We start from the raw sequence: 18,854 nt of genomic DNA, 5'->3' as shown, positions 1-18,854 counted from the left end.
GGTGAATTGTAATGGATGAGCATGTCATCGAGGGCCTCGGCAGGGCCAGGATCGTGGTCAGAGACGGCAAAGTCGCCGAGGTGGGGGAGCCACTGCTGACCTATTGCCCAATCTTTGATAAGCATAGGGGCATAAAAAGGATAGACAGGGACGTCATCGCCAGGAACATCCAGTTCAGGATTGACGACTTCGGCATGTGTACGCCTCGCCGCGTGTTAAAGATGAAGGACTTTTTGTCATTTGGGATATCGGAGATAATCTGTACTGCCATGAGGCAAAAAAAGGTCGACGTGGCGGTGCTGGTCTGTGAAGGGTGTGGCACGCTTCTCGTCACAGACCCTGACATGGTCCAGGGGATAGGCGGCCGGGTGTCAGGGCTGGTGAGCACGACGCCCATACCAGAAGTGATCGAGAAGGTGGGCCGCGAGTATGTCCTGGACCCGGCGACGGCGCGCATCGACCAGGTGGAAGGGGTAAAGAAAGCCATTGGCATGGGCTTCAAGAATATAGCGGTCTCCATAATAGACGGCACGACGGCTAAAAAAATGAAACAGCTAGAGGCGGACAACCCCGGCGTCAACGTGTACACTTTCATCGTGCACACGACTGGCATGTCAAAAGAGGAAGCCTCCCTTGTGTTCGATTATGCCGACGTGTCCACGGGATGTGCCTCTAAACACATTAGAGAGGAGGGGGAGAAGAGGGCGCTGTGCAAGGTGGGAGACTCCATACCCATTTATGGCATAACGCCGAGGGGTAAAGAGCTTATCGAGGAGCGCATCCGGTTCATGGGAAGGCCCATCGTCCCGAAGCCAGACGCCCCTCAGCCGGACCGTCTCCTATAGCTATTTTAAAAAACGATTATTTTTTAGTTTTATATGCCATTTTTAGAAAGTATTTATATTATACGGTTATTTCTAGGATTACTACCACAGGAGGAGTAACCAATTAAAAAACGTATACTGATTGTCGCTGCCATATGCATAGCGCTACTGGCCAGCGTGCTGCTGGTGAACGCAAGCATGCCGGCTGTCTCCACGAAGAGTGACAACGGCAACTACATCGTAGTGTTTGAAGGCCAGGCCAGCGTTATGGATGACCAGGTGGCGGCCTTCGCCTCGGATAATAACGCGACGGTCCTTTACCGGTATGGCTCCATAAACGGGATGGCCATCCACGTGCCGGGAGAGGACGCCATCGCGAAGCTTAAGGCGCTAAAGGGCGTCAAATACGTCGAGAAGGACGTCAAGTTCTACGCCACGCTCGACAGGGCCGCCCCCATCATCGGCGCCCCGCAGGTATGGGATACCGGGTACACCGGTAAGGGCGTCAAGGTGGCGCTCGTGGACACGGGCATCGACGGCACCCACCCCGACCTGAAGGGCCGGATTGTCGGATGGAAGGACCTGATTAATAACAGGGACACGCCTTATGACGACTACGGCCACGGTACCCACTGCGCCGGTATAATCGGCGGCAACGGGGCCGCATCGAATGGAAAGTATAAGGGCATCGCCCCGGAGGTCCAGTTCGTCGGAGTAAAAGTCCTCGGTAAGGACGGGTCCGGCGACCTTTCAACCATAATTGCGGGCGTGGAGTTCGCCGCGAACAGCGACGCCCAGATAATATCCATGTCGCTCGGCTCGAACCAGCACTCCCAGGCCATGGACGACGCGGTAAAGGCTGCGGTCCAGAAGGGCAAGATAGTGGTGTGCGCTGCGGGCAACAGCGGCCCGAGCCCCAGGACCATAGGCTGCCCCGCGGACACCCCCGAAGCCATCACCGTTGGAGCCACGGATAAAAACGACCAGATAGCGTCCTTCAGCTCCAGGGGCCCCACCAAGAGCGGCCTCCAGAAGCCCGACGTGACCGCCCCCGGCAAGGACATAATATCGTGCAGGGCGACGGGCATTAAGGAGGGCAGCGCAATCGATACGTACTACCTGTCCATGAGCGGCACCTCGATGGCCTGCCCCATGGTGTCCGGCTCTATCGCCCTTCTCGTGCAGAAGAAGCCCGGCCTGACGGCCGCAGAGGCCAAGGACATCCTGGAGAAGACCGCGAAGCGCCTTGGGTCGGGCACGCCTAACTATGACTATGGCTATGGCAGGATTAGCATAAAGAACGCCATCGACTACCTGGATGGCAAGTATACGCCCGAGCCGGCGCCGTCTCCGACGCCGACTCCAACGCCCAGCCCGGGCAACCCTGGCTACCCGTATCCTGGCTACCCAGGCTACCCATACCCAGGCTACCCGGGACAACCGATGCCGACCCCAACGCCCAGCCCGGGCAACCCTGGCTACCCAGGCTACCCATACCCAGGCTACCCATACCCTGGCTACCCATATCCGGGCTATGACGACGAATAAGCATATTCCAGGTCCAGGCCGGTGTGGCCTGGACCCCTTCTTTTTAAAATATCCGGGCTTCTGCCATTACATGACGCCCCAACCGCAGGTTAGGCTTTTCACCGCGAATACATACACCTCTATAAGGTGACGAGGATGGTTAAAGACCCCGTGTGTAACATGAGCGTCGACCCGGAAAAGCCCGGGGCGACCGAGACGTTCAACGGTAAGACGTATTACTTCTGCAGCAACAAGTGCAAGGCCACCTTCGACAAGAACAGGGACGCGTTCATCGAAAAAGCCTAACCATGGGCCAATGCAGTATTCTTTACTTCTTTTTTAGTACTACGATTGCACCGATGATTAATGCTGCCAGTACCAATAACCCGAACATCTTAGCAGGGTCTGGATTAATCAAACCAGACGAATTACTCGCAGGCATCGTTGTATTGTTATTTGCTTGGCCATCGATGATGCTCCCATTTTGATTTTCTGGTATCTCCACCATTACAGGATATCCCACGATAGACCCGTTGCCAGAGTTCCCGACCTCGCCGTTACCATTCTGTCCCCACGCCCACAAAGTATCATCGTCCTTTAAGGCCAGCGCATGTAAGCCGCTGAACGAGATCATCGTCACGTTGGATATTGAAACCTGTATGGGAGTTAGATACTCTTTAGCATCTGTATCCACATTCCCAAAGCTTCCAATACTATCTCCCCACGCCCACACCGAGCCATCCTTTTTAAGGGCCATACTAGCAGTCTCTCCACCGCTGATGGCAACAATGTCTCGCAACCCGGATACCATGACAGGAACGAGGCTGTCCTCAGTCGTGCCATCCCCTAGCTGGCCGTCAACGTTTCGCCCCCACGCCCACACGGTGCCATCATCCTTCAAGGCCAGAGAAAAGAATATCCCAGAGCTAATCGCCGTAACATTCGATATAGGAACCTCGACAGGCGTAAGCGCGTTACTCGTAATCGGGGTGGCATACGTATTATTCTCGTGGCCTTTATAAATGCGTCCCCACTCCCACACCCTGCCATCCTCATCCAGGGCCATAGAATAGCCGTAGCCGGCGTGAACATCCTTAACGTTTTCCAATCCTTTTACCCGGACAAGCCGGCTACTTTTATTCGTGCCATCCCCCAGCTGGCCATAATAATTACTCCCCCACGCCCACACGGTGCCATTATCACACAAAGCCAGCGTAAAACTATCACCGGCAGACACCCTCCTCACGCCACTAAGAGGGACTTTAACTGGCGGAAACGTTACCAATGTCTCATCATAGCCAGGACTTTGATCCTCATAAAAATTCGTGTGGCCCCACTCCCACACCGTGCCATCACACTTCAACGCCACCGCATGCAACTTCCCACCGGACACAGCCGTAACATTAGATACAGCGACCTTCTCAGGCGTATATACATCCTGAGCGTTCGCGACACCGACCTGTCCATGATGATTGTTGCCCCACGCCCACACCGAGCCATCGCTCATAACGGCGAGCGAAAAACCGCCTTTAGCCGCGTCCACGCCAGCTACGCCCGGATCTGAAGCCATACATGGCTCGATCAGTAATGCTAGCCCGAGTATTATTACCAGATATCTCAACGATCTAAACAAGATTTCACCCTTAACCGATTTTACTGGCGATTTTCATAGATCCTCTCTAACAGTGAACACGAAACAATTCAGAATAACGATTATTATTACCTCAAGGACCATGAGCACGATGGAAGGCAAAGCAGCGTTAAGCCACGTGCTAAAAGAAAACTGCGGGTTTAATAAGCTTACATCGCCTATAGCAAACGCCGACAATAATAGCCGGTATGGCGAAAACCACAGGCCAATATGGTATGCAACTTGCATGTACCATTCCAGGTATAAGTAGGACACACAACAAATAAGCACTCCATACAAGTTTTTTATCAGAACCCCGAAAAACATGCTCAATCCCACCGCAAGACTGGAATTCAAAAAAATGAGGATGACTAAAAAGCCGAGTCTCAAGGCTATATCCGTTATAGAGCTAAACCCATGCCCCTGGTACATAATGAGATACATCGAAGCTAATAGTCCTATCTCGAGAAAGACGACGAGGAATATGAAAGAACTCATTCCCAGAAACTTGCCCAGTATAATATCCTTCCTGTAGAGGGGCTTGGTGATGAGCACCCTGAGCGAGCCGTTCGAACGTTCTCCGGAGAAGGCCGTTATGCCAAGGAATAAAGACAAGATGGTAAGATACAGGGACGTCTTGAAAAAAATGCCTCCAATGCCGGTGTACAGCATATCATCAGGGCTCCATTGATACTCAAAGGCGTATTTCACGGGCTTGATCAACAAAGAAGCGGCGCCAGCCCCGGTGACCAGCGTCATAACCAGAAGGACGCAGACGACGATCATGGCCATAGGATGCCCGACTATACGAGAAAACTCGTTCGTGGCGATCACAAAGACCGAGTCGGCCTCGCTCATGAAATATCACTCCTTAGAAACGCGATATAGCATATAATGATCATCACCACCACATATAAGACGAGTTTAACCAGATTAGCGTCAGGAGGGAAAAAAATCGACACGATACTCGTCGGATGGCTCAGAATATTCGAAGTAAGCTCGCTGTTTATAAAAAATGGTGTCGCCTCGGCTACGAGATTACACATGTTGCTATAATCGGCCAGCCCGAGAGAGTCAAGTATAACCCATATGCCACTCAAAATATTACCATCGACAATTTCAAATAAAAAAATGCTTAGTATTAAGGCGTAGCTTTGCCCTTTGGTCACAATTGATAATAGCATGGAAAGAAAGAAGAATATCAGCACGTACGCGAGCGATGCCACGAATAATGGGATTGTGCCCATTACGAATTCCGGGATGATCGAGCCAAACGAGGCGCCGAAGAAAACTAGAAGTAAGGATAGGTATAGCATCGTGGCCATGATAAACAGGCACACGAGATATCCTAGAGCGCCAATAAACTTACCATTTATGATAGTATCCCTGTAAACGGGCTTCACAATGAGAGTATTAAGGGCATTACCCCTAAGTTCCGAGGATACTGCCATAAATCCGATGACTATCCCTATCAGCACGCCATAAAAGTCTATAGCCATGTAATAATGCGAAGTGGCTAATCCAAAAAGGCTCTCGTCAGGCGAGGAGCCCGGCGACCCGTTATGAACGTCGTAAACGGCGTATGCCACCATGAAAAAATAGAGGGCCAGGACCACTAGAATATACCTATTATTCACCAGATCGCTAAACTCCTTCCTGGCTATGTTTAACACGTTACCCACAACACCACCAATCAATTGTTTATTAAATCCAAGTTTGCTTAAGCATTACTATTAAGCTAATAACCGATTAATGAAGCTTAAATAAATAAAATTTTTATAAACAGATGGGCCATCAAGCCCGGCGGCGAGTGGGCGTTACATGCCCCTTCCGCCCAGCTCGATGTTCTTCTTCATCTCGGCCTGCAGGGCGGGCGGCAGCCCCTCGATGTCCACTTCCAGGAACCCTCGAACGATGAGGGCGGTGGCCGTGTCCGAGTCGACGCCCCTCGCCATGAGGTATTGAATCTCTTCCTCGTTTATCTTGCCGACGGCGGCCTCGTGGCTCAGGTCTACGCCCTGCACCGTGCCCAAAAGCTCCGGGACGGCGTAAATGGTACCCTCGTCAGACAACAATAAGCCACGGCACTCCAGGTGCGCCTTCGTGTCGGGCACGTCACCCTCGATGAGGCCCCTGGACGCGATGTAGCCACCCCTGCTGATAGTCCTGGCAATGATCTCCGCCTTACAGCCTTTAGCCTTGAGCACGGCCTTCGAGCCGAGGTCCATGTGCGAGCCCTTCAGGGCCACCACCACGGTGTTATACCGCGCCACGCTATTCTCCCCCTCCATGATAGAGGAGGGGTACATCTGTATGTCCTTGACGGGCCTCATGCACACGTAGTTGCTCATGAACACCGCGTTCTTGCCAATCCTCGTGCTCGACCTGGGCCTCACGATTAAATTCTCCGCCCAGTTGTGTATCATGGTGAAAGTTAGTTTAGCGTTATCCTTCACGTAGAACTCGGATATGCCAATGTGGACGCCCTGCGTAACATGCGTATCTGACGTGCAGCCCGAGATGATGTGAAGCTCGCTCCCCTCCTCCGCTATGATGACGTTGTGGACGTTCTGGATCATGCCCTCCCTGCCCATATACAAACAGGCCTGCAGCGGGAACTCTATCTTGGCCCCGGGGAGCGCCCTTATGAAATAGCCGGCGACTTTATGGGTGGCGCTATAAGCCGTATACTTATCCTGGTCCGGCTGCACCAGCTTGAAATAATAATCCTTCATCCAATCATACTTTTCAAGGGCCTCGTTGATGTCCATGACCTCGAGGCCCTCCTGCATGGACTTCGAGATGAGGACCGTCTGGTCGTGCTGGAAGAACGAGCCGGAGCGGTACGCCTCCGTGGCGTCCATGCCTATCGTCAGCGCCCTCTCCCTGATGCCCGCCGATAGCTCGCCCAGCGTAGTTATCCGCTCCCGTATGGGCACGTCGTGCAGGTACTTATCCAAGTCAACGTCGTTCCCGTAGGCGGCCTTCTTGTCCTTTGCCGCCTCCGCCCTCCTCCTTATGTCCTCTATCATTACCTGCTCAAGCATGCCAAACACTCCGAGTACCCATGGTGCCTGATATCCTCTAAAAGCTCCACCGGGTTGCCCTGGCAGAGAACGGTGCCCTTCATCATCACATATGCCTTGTCGGCCTTAACGTAGTCCAGAATGTTCCCGAAGTGCGTTATAATCAGGCCGGACTTGGTGCGGTGGACCGTCTTCCGGTCCTTCTGCAGCAGCTCGTTTATCGTGTTGCCGACGAGGCCGATATTGACCAGGTCTACGCCGCTGTCCGGCTCGTCGAGCAGGACGAGGTCGGGCCTCTGCGCCAGCAATTGTAATAGCTCCGAGCGCTTTATCTCGCCTCCCGAGAAGCCAAGGTTAACGTCCCTTGAGAGGAAGCCCTCGAGGTTGAGCTTTTTTGCCAGCTCTTTGACCTCCTCGTCGGATACCTTTTTCTCCCTTAAGCGTTCCATGCTTATCTTTACCATGTCCATGAGCTTAACGCCCCTTAAAACGGGTGGATGCTGGAACATGATGCCTATCCCGAGCTTTGCCCGCTCGTCCATGGGCGCGTCAGTAATATCCTTGCCCTTGAAGAGTATCTTTCCTGACTTTACCCTGTACTTGGGCACTCCTGCGATCGTGAATAGCAGGGAGGTTTTGCCCGACCCGTTAGGGCCGAACAGGGCGTGGGTCTCGCCCTCCCCTATATGTAAGTTCACGTCGTTTAATATGCGCTTGCCGTCTACCTCGACGGTTAAATGTTCTATGTTGAGCATGAGGATGCACATCCTAAAACGCGAAATATGCCTTACCTCATATATTCGGCTTTATTAAAAACGTTTCTGGCAAAAAAGAAAAGGCAATAAGGCCATTACAGGGTAAGCTCGCTGATGACGCCCACGGCCCTATCCACCTGCTCCCTGGTGATGACGAATGGCGGGACCAGCCTTATCACGGTATCGCTGGTCACGTTGATGAGGACCCCCTTTTCGCGGGCCTTATCGACCAGGGAGTTTCCATCCTTATTAAGCTGAACGCCAACCATCATGCCTACGCCCCTCACATGGTCCACGAAGTCCTGCTTACAATGGATGGACAGCTCTTTCTTTAGGTATTCGCCCATCACCCTTGAGCGCTCAAGCAGGTTCTCCTCCTCGATGGCCCTTATCGTGGCCAGAGCGGCGGCGCACCCGAGAGCGTTACCGCCGAACGTGGAGGCATGGTCGCCCTTCCTGAAGGCGCTTGCGACGCCTTCCTGGGCCGCCATGATGCCCATGGGGAAGCCCCCGGCTATCCCTTTAGCGACGCACATGATGTCAGGCTCCACCCCGGAGTGCTCCTTGGCAAACCACTTTCCGGTGCGCCCCATGCCCGTCTGGACCTCGTCGAATATCAGCAATACGCCGGCCCTGTCGCACGCCTCCCTGACCTCCTCTAAGTAGCCATCTGGAGGCATCCGCACGCCTCCCTCGCCCTGAATCGGCTCGAGCACGACCGCAGCCACATCATTGTCCAGGGCGCGGCGAATGGCGTTCGCGTCCCCGTAAGGGACGAACCTGGCCCCGGGCACAAGTGGCTCGAAAGGCTCCCTATACTTAGACTTATGAGTTATGCTCAAAGCCCCCATGGTCCGGCCGTGGAAGCAGTGCTCGGCGGCTATAAACCCTTTCTTGCCAGTGGCCTTCCTGGCGAGCTTAAGGGCGGCTTCTATGGACTCGGTTCCCGAGTTGGCGAAGAACACGCGGTCCATCTTAGTTATCTGCGCCAGCTTTTCGGCTAGCTCCGGCTGTATGTCAGTGTAATACAGGTTAGAGGTATGCATGAGCCTGGCCGCCTGCTCCTGGATGGCCGCCACCACCTTCGGGTGGCAGTGCCCGAGGTTATTGACGGCAATCCCCGCCACGCAGTCCACGTACTCTCTGCCGTTCACGTCCCATACCAGGGCGCCCTTTCCGCGCGAAAGCACGATGGGCTGGCGCCCATACGTCTGTATCACGTACCTGGCGTCCTTCGCTATGGCCTCCTCCGCGGAGAGCCTTACCTGTTTAGTGCGTGCCATTCTTTCTCACTTTCTCTTTATTCGAACTCTATGGTGGCCGGGGGCTTGGGGGTTATATCGTAGACCACGCGGGCCACCGAAGGAATCTCCGAGGTTATGCGGGAGGATATCCTGTTGAGCGTCTCCCATGGCAGCTCCATGTGGTTGGCCGTCATGGCGTCCCTGGACTCCACCGCCCTTACCGCTATTATCCACCCGTGGACCCTGTTGTCTCCCTTGACCCCGGTGCCCTTTCCAATCAGGGCCGCGAGGCACTGCCAGGGCCTGTACCTGCTCACAAGCTCATCCTCGACTATGGCGTTTGCCTCCCTCACCACCTCTATCTTATCCCTCGTGACCTCCCCGATGACGCGGACGGAAAGCCCGGGACCCGGGAAGGGCATGCGCTCCGATATCTCTTCGGGCAGCTTCAGCGCCCTTGCCACCTCGCGCACCTCATCCTTGTAGAGGTCCGCGATGGGCTCCACAATGCCCTTGAATTCTATCACCGAGGGCATGCCTCCCACGTTATGGTGGGATTTGATTCCCCCCTCTGACTCTATCCTGTCAGGGTATATGGTGCCCTGGATGAGGTAGTCCACGTTGAGGTCTCTGGCCACCGACTCGAATACCCTTATAAAAGTCTCGCCAACCGCCTTTCTCTTCTTCTCGGGGTCAGTAACCCCCCTTAAAGCGCTGAAAAACCGGTCGCTAGCGTCCACTATGCGGGGCTTCATGAAGCTGAAGACGCTCTTTATGCGGTCGGTCTCTCCCTTTCGCATGAGGCCCGTGTCTACGTATACGGGTATTAGCCGCTCGCCCAGCGCCCTGTGGGCTAGCACCGCGCAGACCGAGCTGTCCACCCCGCCCGATAGCGCGATGAGCGCCCTGCCATCTTTCACCTGCGCCTTAATGGAGGCGACGGCATCCGTTATGAAATTGTCAACGTCCACCTGGATCATGCTCCGATTGCTGGTCAAAATAAGGATATTCAATATTTAAAAGTATCTGATGTGATGCTTTGTCGAATATCTTTTTCTGAGACAAAAAGCGAAGCCCCCTTTAGCCTCAAAATAAAAAGAACCATCTGCCCGACCGTCTCTTTCTTATGATTAGACTTATTTACCCTTGCCGACGATGATGCCCTCGCTCCCCTTGCGGCAGGCGTACTCCACCCCGGCCTCGCCTAGCTTCCGCCCCACGGCCTTCGCCTGCCTGAGCGCCCCCTCGTCGGGATTTCCCTGTACGGCCAGGCCCGGTGAAAGGATGTCGGATTTCTGGATGAGCATGGCCTCGAACAGCTCGAGGATGGCCTCGATGCTCTCGACGCACTTCGACTGCCCCCCGTTCCCTGTGGCAAAGGCGACCGTCGGCTTGCTATAAAATGAGTCTTTATACAAAAGGGCGTCATCAAATAGGGCTTTCAGCTCTCCGCTCATGTAGCTATAGTATGTGGGTGAGCCGAAGGCCAGGGCACACGCTTCCTCAACGTCCTGCCGCGACACATCCCTGGCCTTTTTTACCACGACTTCCACGTTCCTGTTCCCGGCCTCAGCCGCCCCTTCGGCCAGTGCCCTGGCCAGCGCCTCGGTGTTGCCGCTCCGGGAAGTGTACACGACAAGTATCCTGGGCCTATTCATGATTCAAAAAATAATAAAGGCCACAGCCTGATAACCATGCCTGCTGAAAAACGCGCTCAGCCTAGGGCTTAATCAGTTAAAAATTTGCGCCGCCAGCCTAGGCCACATTAGCCAGGAGCATGAGCTCTACAGCCGTCTCCCTCGAGACCATCTCGAACTGCTCGTAGTACTGCCCTACCGCCTCGAAGTCCTCCGGCGCCTCAAGGTAGTATAATGGGGCCACTAGCTCCATCGTTTCGACCATCTCCTTCGGAAGCACGGGGACGGCTATGGCCACCTCGCTGGCGCCCTGATCCCTCACGGCCTCCACCGCGGCTATCATCGTGTTGCCTGTGGCTATCCCATCATCGACTATGATGACGACCCTGCCAAAAAGCTTGGGGAAGCTGCCAAGCCCAACCCTTAGCTCGGCGAGCTTATCGCTCATCTCCTTGACGAGCTTCCTGGACACCTCGTTAACGTACTCCCGGGGTATTTGCCACTTTTGCATCATGTCCTCATCGAGCAACACGGCCCCATTCCAGGTCACCGCCCCTATGGCCAGCTCCGGGTTGAACGGCGCCCCTATTTTCTTGGCCATGATCACGTCAAGCGGCGCCTTGAGCTCCCGGGCTATCTCGTACGCCACGGGTATTCCGCCCATGGGTATGGCAAGGACGATGACGTCCTTGCCCTTAAACGCGCCGAGCCGCAGCGCCAGCAGCCGCCCTGCCTCCGCGCGGTCCTTGAACTTCATCCGCCCTCCTTAGGCCTGCGCCGCGGTGGTCCTGGTGGCCTGGGCGAGGCCCTTCGCAAGCTCGCTTATCGTGATAGTGGTAATATACTTATGAAGCTGAAGGAACCCCCCTATGGAGTCGAAGCTCTTAACCTTGCCCTGTATGGACTTCTGCGTAGCCGGGTCGGGCACCACGAATATCAGGTGGTCGCAGTCAGTCCACAAGGATTTCATGGCGTTCGAAGTGATTATATCCGGGTCCACGTCCCCCCGCTCTGTGAGGATTTGCACCGCGAACTTCATCTCCGGCAGGTTCGGGTGGTCCTGCCTCGACCACACCTGTGTTATGCTCCCGGCCCCGAGGTTGACGTTGTGCTCCACCTTGTAGCCGAGCGCCTGTGCGACCTCCTCGCAGACCGCCTCCATGCTCTTTTCCAGACTGGCCTCCAAAGCTATCCCTTCTATTTTCTATTAATTTAGTATCGACCGCGGTAGACTAGAAATTTAGCAGCGTATTTAGCGGAACGTTTTTCCGGCTTTTCTGTCAGTGAAGCTTAAAGTGAGGCGTAGGGTATGCTTTTATTGATATGGCTGGCGTTGGAAGGAAGTCCGATTTCGGCAAGCCCACGTTTACCGACGAGGAAGTTGAGAACAGGCTGGACGCCGTTGACCCGTTTGTGGAGGAGAGCCTGACGTACCGTGAGAACGTGCAGAGGCTGGTGTCCTGCGGCCTTTCCGAGGAGATGGCCATGAAGTGCGTCGACATGATCATCATAAGGCGCCATAAGGATAAGGCCAGGAGGGAGGGCATGATGCGGGAGGCCACCGAGTTCCGCAAGGAGATCGGTGACCTGGAGTCCTGTAAGGCGGACGACGAGAGCTGCCTGCCCGATGATGAAAAGGAAAAGAAAAATGAGCAATAGGTATCTTTGTCGTTTTTTATTAGCTTCTTTTGCTAGTCAATGGTGAGACTTTTTAGGGTTTAGCGTCGCTAAGCCAACGGTTCCTCTTATATTAGCTTGTCTGAAGGACAATCGAACATGGGGGGTCCGCGAGGGGGCGTAGCGAAGCCCCCCTTTATCCTCTAGAAAAAGAAGATACATAATCAAACCATCCATTATCTGATAGACCCCTATAATCCTTAAAATTTCACGGTCTACCTGATACACGGCACGGTAATCGTATTCCTGCAGTATCTGCTTATCAGGGCAGCGATATAATCAAGTTCGCCATTATAGAGTTCTCACATGCTTCTAAAAGTCTATGGTCTCGACCGTACGGTACTGCATGATCTGCCTTACCTGGTTGGCCAGCCGTACACCAATCCAGCTTATGACGACGGCCGAGGTGATCGTTATCCCAAGGTTCAGGAACGATATCAGCCCGGCCGGGATGAAATCTAGATTAATATATGGCACAATAAATTTGGCGTTGTTCATCTTGAGGTAGTATTCCGCGCTGCCCCAGATCAGCAAGCCAGCCGCTATTAGGAAGAAAGGTGCCGCCAAGTACCTATAGAGCGTGTCACTCTCATCCATGTAAGCGTCGATGATCCAGCCCGTAACGACCGACAATAGCGCGGCGATGAACCATAGGATCGAGTAGTCGACGAAAAGCGCCGCATACCCGATGACTCCCGCCGAGCCGGGGCCCAGAGGAAAATATATTTGCACGATCCTTGTGTCCGCCATCGCCATGCCGCCCTGGATTAACGCCATGATGATCAGCACCAGCGAAATGATATAGGTGACGAACGTCAGCTTCGACTCGCTGAAAGACCTCCGCAGGTTATAGACGAAGGTGTCTATGATGTTGTCAAGGCCGACTCCCCTGTACACGAGGTAAATGCCCACGAAGAGCGCTATTGTGCCGAGCGACCAGTCAGGGTGCCCCAGCCCCACTGTGATGGCGTAGACCAGCAGTATGAGCCCGATTGGCACGAATATGAACTTGGCGACCTTCGGGTCATTCACGAGCTGCTTAATAATATAATAAGTACTCTCAAGATTCTGGGCCTGCTTTACCACGACCCGCCTCACCGACTCTATCTTAAGGCGGGACTGGAGGATGGGCAGTACCGACTCGTCCTCCGCCCCGTCGGACACGAGTATGGCCTTCTCGGTGGGATACTTTAAAAGTATGTCGTCTAGCTGCGCGGCTATGGCCCGGTCCGACTTCATGCCCAGCTCGCGGTGGCCGGCGATGCAGACTAGCTCGACATTATGGCCCTCTTCTTTTAACTGATCGTAGACCTGTATGCCGCCGAATATCGTGTTCGTATCCGAGTCCTCGGGGTCGGCAATCCCCAGGCGTGAGGCTGCATCGAGGCATGCAGCCCTTCCTATCACGGGGCTCTTGACGCCCGCCTTCACGCCTATGTCATCATCCTTATCGATACAAATCACTAGTATATCCATTGTGACCCCATCGTCACTCTATGCCGTTTCAACAGGGCCGACGCTATAAAGGACGCGGCCACTGATACTTTTTTGTACCTTGGACATGATAAAGCTTCTCTCACGATAAAAATATGATACAGGCTCACGATGCACAAAATGAAAGAATTGAGGAGGTTCCTGGCTTTAGGAACCCGCGCGTTTTATGTTATGAGCGTAACTTACAGGAATCCGGAGCGCTGTAATAAGAGTAGATCCTCGGTGTTGAGCTTCTCGCCAGCCTTAAACTGGGCAAAGACGTCCTCGGCCTGCTTCTTGTACTCGGTCTTATCCTTGGACTCCTTCTCGGTCTTGGCCTTCTTCTTCAGGCCCACTATTACCTTGTCGAAGTCCCTGATCTCCTTCTGGACTTTCAGGAATTGCTTGTGGTACTCGTCCGCCGTCTCCTGCGCCTTGACGAACTCCTTGTGCTGGGCGTCAGCCTCAGCCCTGACCTTGTCCGCCTCCCGGAAGCACTCTATCATCTTATCGTGGTACTCCTGGGCGAGGTCCGCGTACTCCTTGACCTTCTTGTGGTACTCGGATGCCTGGTCCCTCAAGCTCTGAGCCTCAGCGAGCAAAGCCTTAAGCTCCTGGTTCTGCTCGAGCTGCTCCTTCTTGCGCTTGAACTCTTCCTTCAATTCTGAGATGCGGTCCACCAGGGCGCGCTCCTTCTCGGTGGTGAGCACTTCGGTCTGCTGCTTAAACTCTAAGTGCTCGATCTCCTTGCGGAGCTCGTTGAGCGACCGGCCGCTCCCGATGTTGTCCTTCTTCCTGAGCGAGTCGACCTTAGCGTATAATTCGTTGGCCTTCTCGTTCAGCTCGTTGCGCTTCTCCTTGTTCTCGCTTACCTTGCTGTTGAACTCGTCTCTCTTCGCACGGTACTCTTGAGCCTTGTCAATAAGCTCTTTAGTCTGCTTATTTAACTCATCCCTCCTCTTTGAGAATGCGCTGGCCTTGGAGTTCCACTCGTTCCTGTTCTTCTTGAACTCCTCCGCCTCTTTAAGGTATTTTTGTTTCTTTTCCTGCAGTTCTTTTAGCATGTCGAATGTATTCCTCCTTTATCACGGGAATCAGCGATTCCATGTTTTTGCCGTCCACGATTAGATCGGCCGCCTTCTGGACGACGGGCTTCGCGTTGAAGGCGATGAAGGTGCCGACAACGCCCTTCCAGCAAAGGTCGTTCGACCCGTCGCCTACGGCGATGCAATCGCGGGGGCTTATGTTTAAACTCTTGCAGATCTCTTCTAGAACCTCCTTCTTTGAGCTCTGCCTCGTCAGCGGCCCCATCACCTCTCCGGTGAGCGCCCCGTCGTCGACGACAAGCTCGTTGGCATAGACTTCGTCCATGCCGAGCCGCCTGCCGACGCGGTTCGCGATAATCGTGAAGCCGCCTGATATGAGGACAGTCCGAAAACCTAAAGACTTCAGTTCCTTCATCAACTTTTCGGCGCCGGGCATGAGCGGTATGTTCTCCGCCACCTCTAGGGCCTTCTGCATGGGAAGGCCCCGTAAGAGCCTCACCCGCTCCCTGAGGGCGTGCTCGAAGTCGATCTCGCCGTTCATGGCGCGCGCCGTCACTTCGGCCACGTAGTCGCCCACGCCCTTCGCCCGTGCCAGCTCGATGATGCCCTCTGCATCGATGACCGTTGAATCCATATCGAAAAATATGACAGGCTTCGATCCATCACCTGAGGATAAACTCATAGGCACCATCGCCATCAAAACAGTACTGTACTGTTTGATACTGAGACTTTAAGTGTATCACATCCTTTTTAACCTTTTCGGGTTCCTCCCTGTCTATCGCGACCCTTTTTATGAGCCTCGCGACCTCTTTCATCTCCCGCTCCTTCATGCCAAGCCTGGTCAGCTCCTGTGTGCCGAGCCTTATCCCGGACGGGTCGTCCTTGCCCGCCTCGGCGTCCCACGGGAACAGGTTCTTGTTCGCTATGATATAGGCTTTTTCAAGGTTCGCCGCGACCAGGCTGCCTCCCCCTATCCTGGAGACGTCCACGGCCACCTGGTGGGACATCGTGTAGCCCTGGTCCTTGCATAGCACGCTGAAGCCCATCTCGTCAAGGTACGAGGCGAGCGCCTGGGCGTTCCGGATGGTCTGGTCCGCGTACGCCCTGCCGAAGTGCTTCATCTCGGCGAGGGCGATGGCCAGGCCCGCCTTATGATGCGGATGGAAGTTGGACACGGTGCCCGGGAACACGGCCTCGTCTATCTCCTCAGCCCACTTTTCCTGGCACATTATTATGCCGCCCTGCGGCCCCGGGAAGGTCTTGTGGGTGCTCGCGGTCACCACGTCGGCGCCTTCCCTTAGAGGGTCCTGGAACCGGCCGCCCGCTATCAGCCCCGCAACGTGGGCAGCATCATAGACTATGGAGGCCCCGACCTCGTCGCAGGCCTCCCTCGCCTCCCTGACTGGATGGGGGAATAAGAAGAGGCTGGCCCCGAACATGACTATCTTTGGCTTAAGGCGCTTGATCTCCTTAAGCATCTTATCCGTGTCTATGTTCATTTTGCTATTATCGTAGGGATGTGCATAAATTTTAAGGCCTCTTATGCCGGCCGCCGAGTACCTGGCATGGCTGATGTGGCCGCCGCTCGGCACCGCCAGCGCCAGCATGACGTCGCCCGGGCGGGAGAGGGCGAAGAACGCCGCGATGTTGCTGTTTACCCCGGATATGGGCTGGACGTTGACGTGGGGCGCCCTGAAGACCTCTTTGGCGAGCTCGATGGCCTTTGCCTCGATGACGTCAATGAAGCCGCAGCCCTGGTAGAATCGGTGCCCTACCTTGCCTTCTGCGTATCGGTGGCCCAGGTCTGAGGCTAACACCTGTCTCACTAAAGGGCTTGTGATGTTCTCGCTGGCTATCATTGGCAAAGCGTTCTTAAAGAATTCCTGGTTGCCTGCCACCGCGTCGATGACGCATTGCACGTCTGCGTTTTTGGCTTTCAAAGAGGCTACGGGGTTTTTGACAACATCCGGCTTCAACACTAATCCTCCATTTCTCGTGCTAGTATGCTAATATTTAACAAAGATAAAAACGTTTGGGTGCCCTTGCTGTATTGAATTATTAAAAAGACATGGTTGGGCTGATCGTTGTAGATATGTGGATAATGGCCGGGCACATGGTTCTTCTATTTGAGGCTGAATGGGGGCTTCGCTTTGCTTCGCCTCCCCCTAGTCTCTAGAAAAAGAAGATGCGCTACCAAACCATCCATTAACGAATAATAAAACCACATTCAATCAGTGACATCCTCCCGCCAATGAATTTGGCGGGCATCCCATGTTATGCGCTCGTGCGGTTCTCCGCCGCGTTCATCCGCACTTTCAGCCTGTCATCCCGGCATCGAAGAGCTATGTTGTACGCCGCGTTGAGGTCCGCGTCGAGCTTCGAGCCACAGGAGTGGCACAGGAGCCACGAAGCACCGTCAAGATACTTCCTCGCGACCAGCCTGCTCCCACAACGGCACGTGTTCGACGTGTTCCTCTCATCGACGAGCATCGTGGATAGTCCGCGTTCGGCCCGCTTATGGGCTATGAATATCCTCTGCCTGCCGTAGCTCCATTTGCCTATTCTTTTTCGGAGCGCTGGCATCCCATTCCCACGATACTGCGCCTGCCTGAACCTCGTGTTCCCGATGGCTATTGTGTAGCCGGCGGTGTACTCGGCAGCCTTGTTAGCCAATAGCCAATCGCGGTACACGGACACGTTGTTCCTCTTGCCTCGTAGCTGCTTGAGCTTCCTCGTCTTCCCTGCTTGTTGTAGCGACGCGATGATAGCGTCGTACTTGTCCAACAGATTCCTCTTCTCGTCGTACATTAGCTCTTCACGGGGCACGCCATCCCCAGTTGGGGGTAGCAATACGATTGCCAGCGTCCTGTTCAAACCCTGGTCGACGCCCCCATAGGAACTTGTTATTCTATCATCCACGAACCTCGTCGTGGATACATGAGCGTAGTATCTGCCGTTCTTCCGTATTATCTCGAAGTCGCTTATCATGGCTCCTTCGAGTTGCTTGAGATGATAATAAGAAGGGTTCATGGGAACGTCCATCGTCTCCCCCTTCACGAGCGTGCTGACATGCATCCACAACCGGAAGGTGTTCTCGCCGCGCTGGATGGTGCCTGTCCGGCAGTCCAGTCTACACGAAGTCTTTTCCTCGAACCTCGGTGTTCGCGGCTCCTTCTTTTCCAGCTTTCGCAGTCCGGTCTCCGCCCTCATCTTTTCCTCGTCGTCCCTCGCAGATTCGAGCCTGTCCAACGCCCTGTTGTACCTGTACTCCCACTCCTTGTGGAGTGCCCTATACGACTTCCACGCCCACAAAACCTTGTCGATACACTGGTCAACGAAGCCTGAAGAAAGTTTTGCCTTCTCTACGACATCGCTCTCCTTGACCAGCTTCCGTAGGGTGGGGCGGTCGAGTTTCGTGTTCGCGGTGACGAGACCATTAATTAATGATATACAATACGTCAGCCGAGCGGTCAACCTATCCAACCTATCAATCTTGCTCTTCGTCGTCCTGTAGTGGACAGGTATCCTGACCGTCTTCCTGACTTCCATCACAGTCCCTTTGTCTTCTGCATTTCCACGTACCGCTCTATGACATCCTCGGTCACGTCGCCCATGGTGCCGCAGTAGTACGATGGGTTCCACAGGTGGCCGCGGTGCAACTTCGTCCGCAATTCCTGGTGCTCCTCGAAGAGTACCTTGGCGGTGATGCCCTTGAATATCTTGACGATGGTTGCAGGGGGGTACTTGGGATGAGCGGTGATGATTAGGTGCACATGGTCGGGCATGACTTCCTGCCCCTGTAGTATGATGCCTTTCTCCTTGGCTATCTCCTCGTGGAGCTTAATGAGCCGGTCGCGTACTGCACCATCGAGAACCTTGCGCCGGTATTTCGTACTCCACACCATATGATAGTTGATGTTGTAGACACATCCTCGTGCGCTTATCCAGTGTTCCTGCTTCATTACCATACACATGGTATACATATGTATTAAGGTTTACGGTTGCCCGCAGAAGA

General features: G+C 54.3%; 20 protein-coding genes. 4 read left to right on the top strand and 16 right to left on the bottom strand.

The genetic code is table 11. The features are described from left to right. The first annotated feature begins 11 nt into the window (after positions 1 to 11). The 3 genes from MTC_RS03500 to MTC_RS12780 all read left to right on the top strand — a co-directional run bounded on the left by MTC_RS03500 (position 12) and on the right by MTC_RS12780 (position 2,657). A complete protein-coding gene (locus MTC_RS03500; protein WP_014405299.1) occupies positions 12 to 845 on the top strand; it encodes a methanogenesis marker 8 protein in 834 nt (277 codons plus the stop codon). 177 nt (positions 846 to 1,022) lie between these two features. Continuing rightward, positions 1,023 to 2,372 carry a S8 family serine peptidase gene (locus tag MTC_RS03495; RefSeq protein WP_048189518.1) on the top strand — a complete coding sequence of 450 codons (1,350 nt, stop codon included), beginning with the start codon at positions 1,023 to 1,025 and terminating at the stop codon, positions 2,370 to 2,372. A 135-nt stretch (positions 2,373 to 2,507) separates the two neighbouring features. After that, positions 2,508 to 2,657, top strand: coding sequence for a YHS domain-containing protein (locus tag MTC_RS12780; RefSeq protein ID WP_014405297.1), 150 nt, complete (start codon positions 2,508 to 2,510; stop codon positions 2,655 to 2,657). A gap of 22 nt (positions 2,658 to 2,679) precedes the next feature. Here the strand turns inward: MTC_RS12780 and MTC_RS03490 are convergent, their stop codons facing one another. From MTC_RS03490 to MTC_RS03445, 10 genes are all read right to left on the bottom strand, one after another. After that, the gene (locus MTC_RS03490; RefSeq protein WP_014405296.1) at positions 2,680 to 3,921 is read right to left on the bottom strand and encodes an RCC1 domain-containing protein; all 1,242 of its coding nucleotides are present in this window, start codon (positions 3,919 to 3,921) and stop codon (positions 2,680 to 2,682) included. Positions 3,922 to 4,017: 96 nt separating this feature from the next. Further along, positions 4,018 to 4,839, bottom strand: a complete 822-nt coding sequence (locus MTC_RS03485; protein WP_014405295.1) for an ABC transporter permease — start codon at positions 4,837 to 4,839, stop codon at positions 4,018 to 4,020. Further along, positions 4,836 to 5,663: an ABC transporter permease gene (locus MTC_RS03480; protein ID WP_014405294.1), complete on the bottom strand. Its 828-nt coding sequence runs from the start codon at positions 5,661 to 5,663 to the stop codon at positions 4,836 to 4,838. The genes MTC_RS03485 and MTC_RS03480 overlap by 4 nt, the downstream gene beginning before the upstream one ends. A gap of 135 nt (positions 5,664 to 5,798) precedes the next feature. Next, complete coding sequence (locus tag MTC_RS03475) at positions 5,799 to 7,028, bottom strand: SufB/SufD family protein (protein WP_014405293.1); 1,230 nt, start codon at positions 7,026 to 7,028, stop codon at positions 5,799 to 5,801. Continuing rightward, entirely contained in the window at positions 7,013 to 7,762 is a 750-nt protein-coding gene (locus MTC_RS03470; RefSeq protein ID WP_014405292.1) for an ABC transporter ATP-binding protein, read from the bottom strand. Before MTC_RS03470 ends, MTC_RS03475 begins: the two co-directional genes overlap by 16 nt. 95 nt (positions 7,763 to 7,857) lie before the next feature. After that, positions 7,858 to 9,045, bottom strand: a complete 1,188-nt coding sequence (locus MTC_RS03465; protein ID WP_014405291.1) for an acetylornithine transaminase — start codon at positions 9,043 to 9,045, stop codon at positions 7,858 to 7,860. 17 nt (positions 9,046 to 9,062) lie between these two features. Next, positions 9,063 to 9,986: a glutamine-hydrolyzing GMP synthase gene (gene guaA / locus MTC_RS03460; RefSeq protein ID WP_014405290.1), complete on the bottom strand. Its 924-nt coding sequence runs from the start codon at positions 9,984 to 9,986 to the stop codon at positions 9,063 to 9,065. Between the two features lie 156 nt (positions 9,987 to 10,142). Further along, the gene (locus MTC_RS03455; protein ID WP_014405289.1) at positions 10,143 to 10,664 is read right to left on the bottom strand and encodes a flavodoxin family protein; all 522 of its coding nucleotides are present in this window, start codon (positions 10,662 to 10,664) and stop codon (positions 10,143 to 10,145) included. 97 nt (positions 10,665 to 10,761) lie between these two features. Further along, on the bottom strand, positions 10,762 to 11,400 hold the full coding sequence (locus MTC_RS03450) for a phosphoribosyltransferase (protein ID WP_014405288.1): 639 nt from the start codon (positions 11,398 to 11,400) through the stop codon (positions 10,762 to 10,764). A 9-nt stretch (positions 11,401 to 11,409) separates the two neighbouring features. After that, complete coding sequence (locus MTC_RS03445; RefSeq protein WP_014405287.1) at positions 11,410 to 11,829, bottom strand: hypothetical protein; 420 nt, start codon at positions 11,827 to 11,829, stop codon at positions 11,410 to 11,412. 137 nt (positions 11,830 to 11,966) lie between these two features. On the opposite strand from MTC_RS03445, the gene MTC_RS03440 reads away from it, so the two are divergent. Beyond that, positions 11,967 to 12,302, top strand: a complete 336-nt coding sequence (locus tag MTC_RS03440) for a hypothetical protein (RefSeq protein ID WP_014405286.1) — start codon at positions 11,967 to 11,969, stop codon at positions 12,300 to 12,302. Between the two features lie 330 nt (positions 12,303 to 12,632). On the opposite strand, the gene MTC_RS03435 is transcribed toward MTC_RS03440, so the two are convergent. From MTC_RS03435 to tnpA, 6 genes are all read right to left on the bottom strand, one after another. Then, on the bottom strand, positions 12,633 to 13,796 hold the full coding sequence (locus tag MTC_RS03435) for a DUF373 family protein (RefSeq protein ID WP_014405285.1): 1,164 nt from the start codon (positions 13,794 to 13,796) through the stop codon (positions 12,633 to 12,635). A 200-nt stretch (positions 13,797 to 13,996) separates the two neighbouring features. Then, entirely contained in the window at positions 13,997 to 14,857 is an 861-nt protein-coding gene (locus tag MTC_RS03430; protein ID WP_014405284.1) for a coiled-coil protein, read from the bottom strand. Continuing rightward, positions 14,817 to 15,521: a phosphoserine phosphatase SerB gene (gene serB / locus MTC_RS03425; RefSeq protein ID WP_048189516.1), complete on the bottom strand. Its 705-nt coding sequence runs from the start codon at positions 15,519 to 15,521 to the stop codon at positions 14,817 to 14,819. Before serB ends, MTC_RS03430 begins: the two co-directional genes overlap by 41 nt. Next, entirely contained in the window at positions 15,502 to 16,815 is a 1,314-nt protein-coding gene (gene glyA, locus MTC_RS03420) for a serine hydroxymethyltransferase (RefSeq protein ID WP_014405282.1), read from the bottom strand. Before glyA ends, serB begins: the two co-directional genes overlap by 20 nt. 298 nt (positions 16,816 to 17,113) lie before the next feature. Beyond that, on the bottom strand, positions 17,114 to 18,388 hold the full coding sequence (locus tag MTC_RS03415) for a zinc ribbon domain-containing protein (RefSeq protein ID WP_014405281.1): 1,275 nt from the start codon (positions 18,386 to 18,388) through the stop codon (positions 17,114 to 17,116). Further along, on the bottom strand, positions 18,388 to 18,801 hold the full coding sequence (gene tnpA / locus MTC_RS03410; protein WP_014405280.1) for an IS200/IS605 family transposase: 414 nt from the start codon (positions 18,799 to 18,801) through the stop codon (positions 18,388 to 18,390). Before tnpA ends, MTC_RS03415 begins: the two co-directional genes overlap by 1 nt. Positions 18,802 to 18,854 lie beyond the last annotated feature (53 nt).

Source organism: Methanocella conradii HZ254 (assembly GCF_000251105.1).
GTDB lineage: Archaea > Halobacteriota > Methanocellia > Methanocellales > Methanocellaceae > Methanocella > Methanocella conradii.
This window is presented reverse-complemented; position numbering and strand designations above follow the sequence as displayed.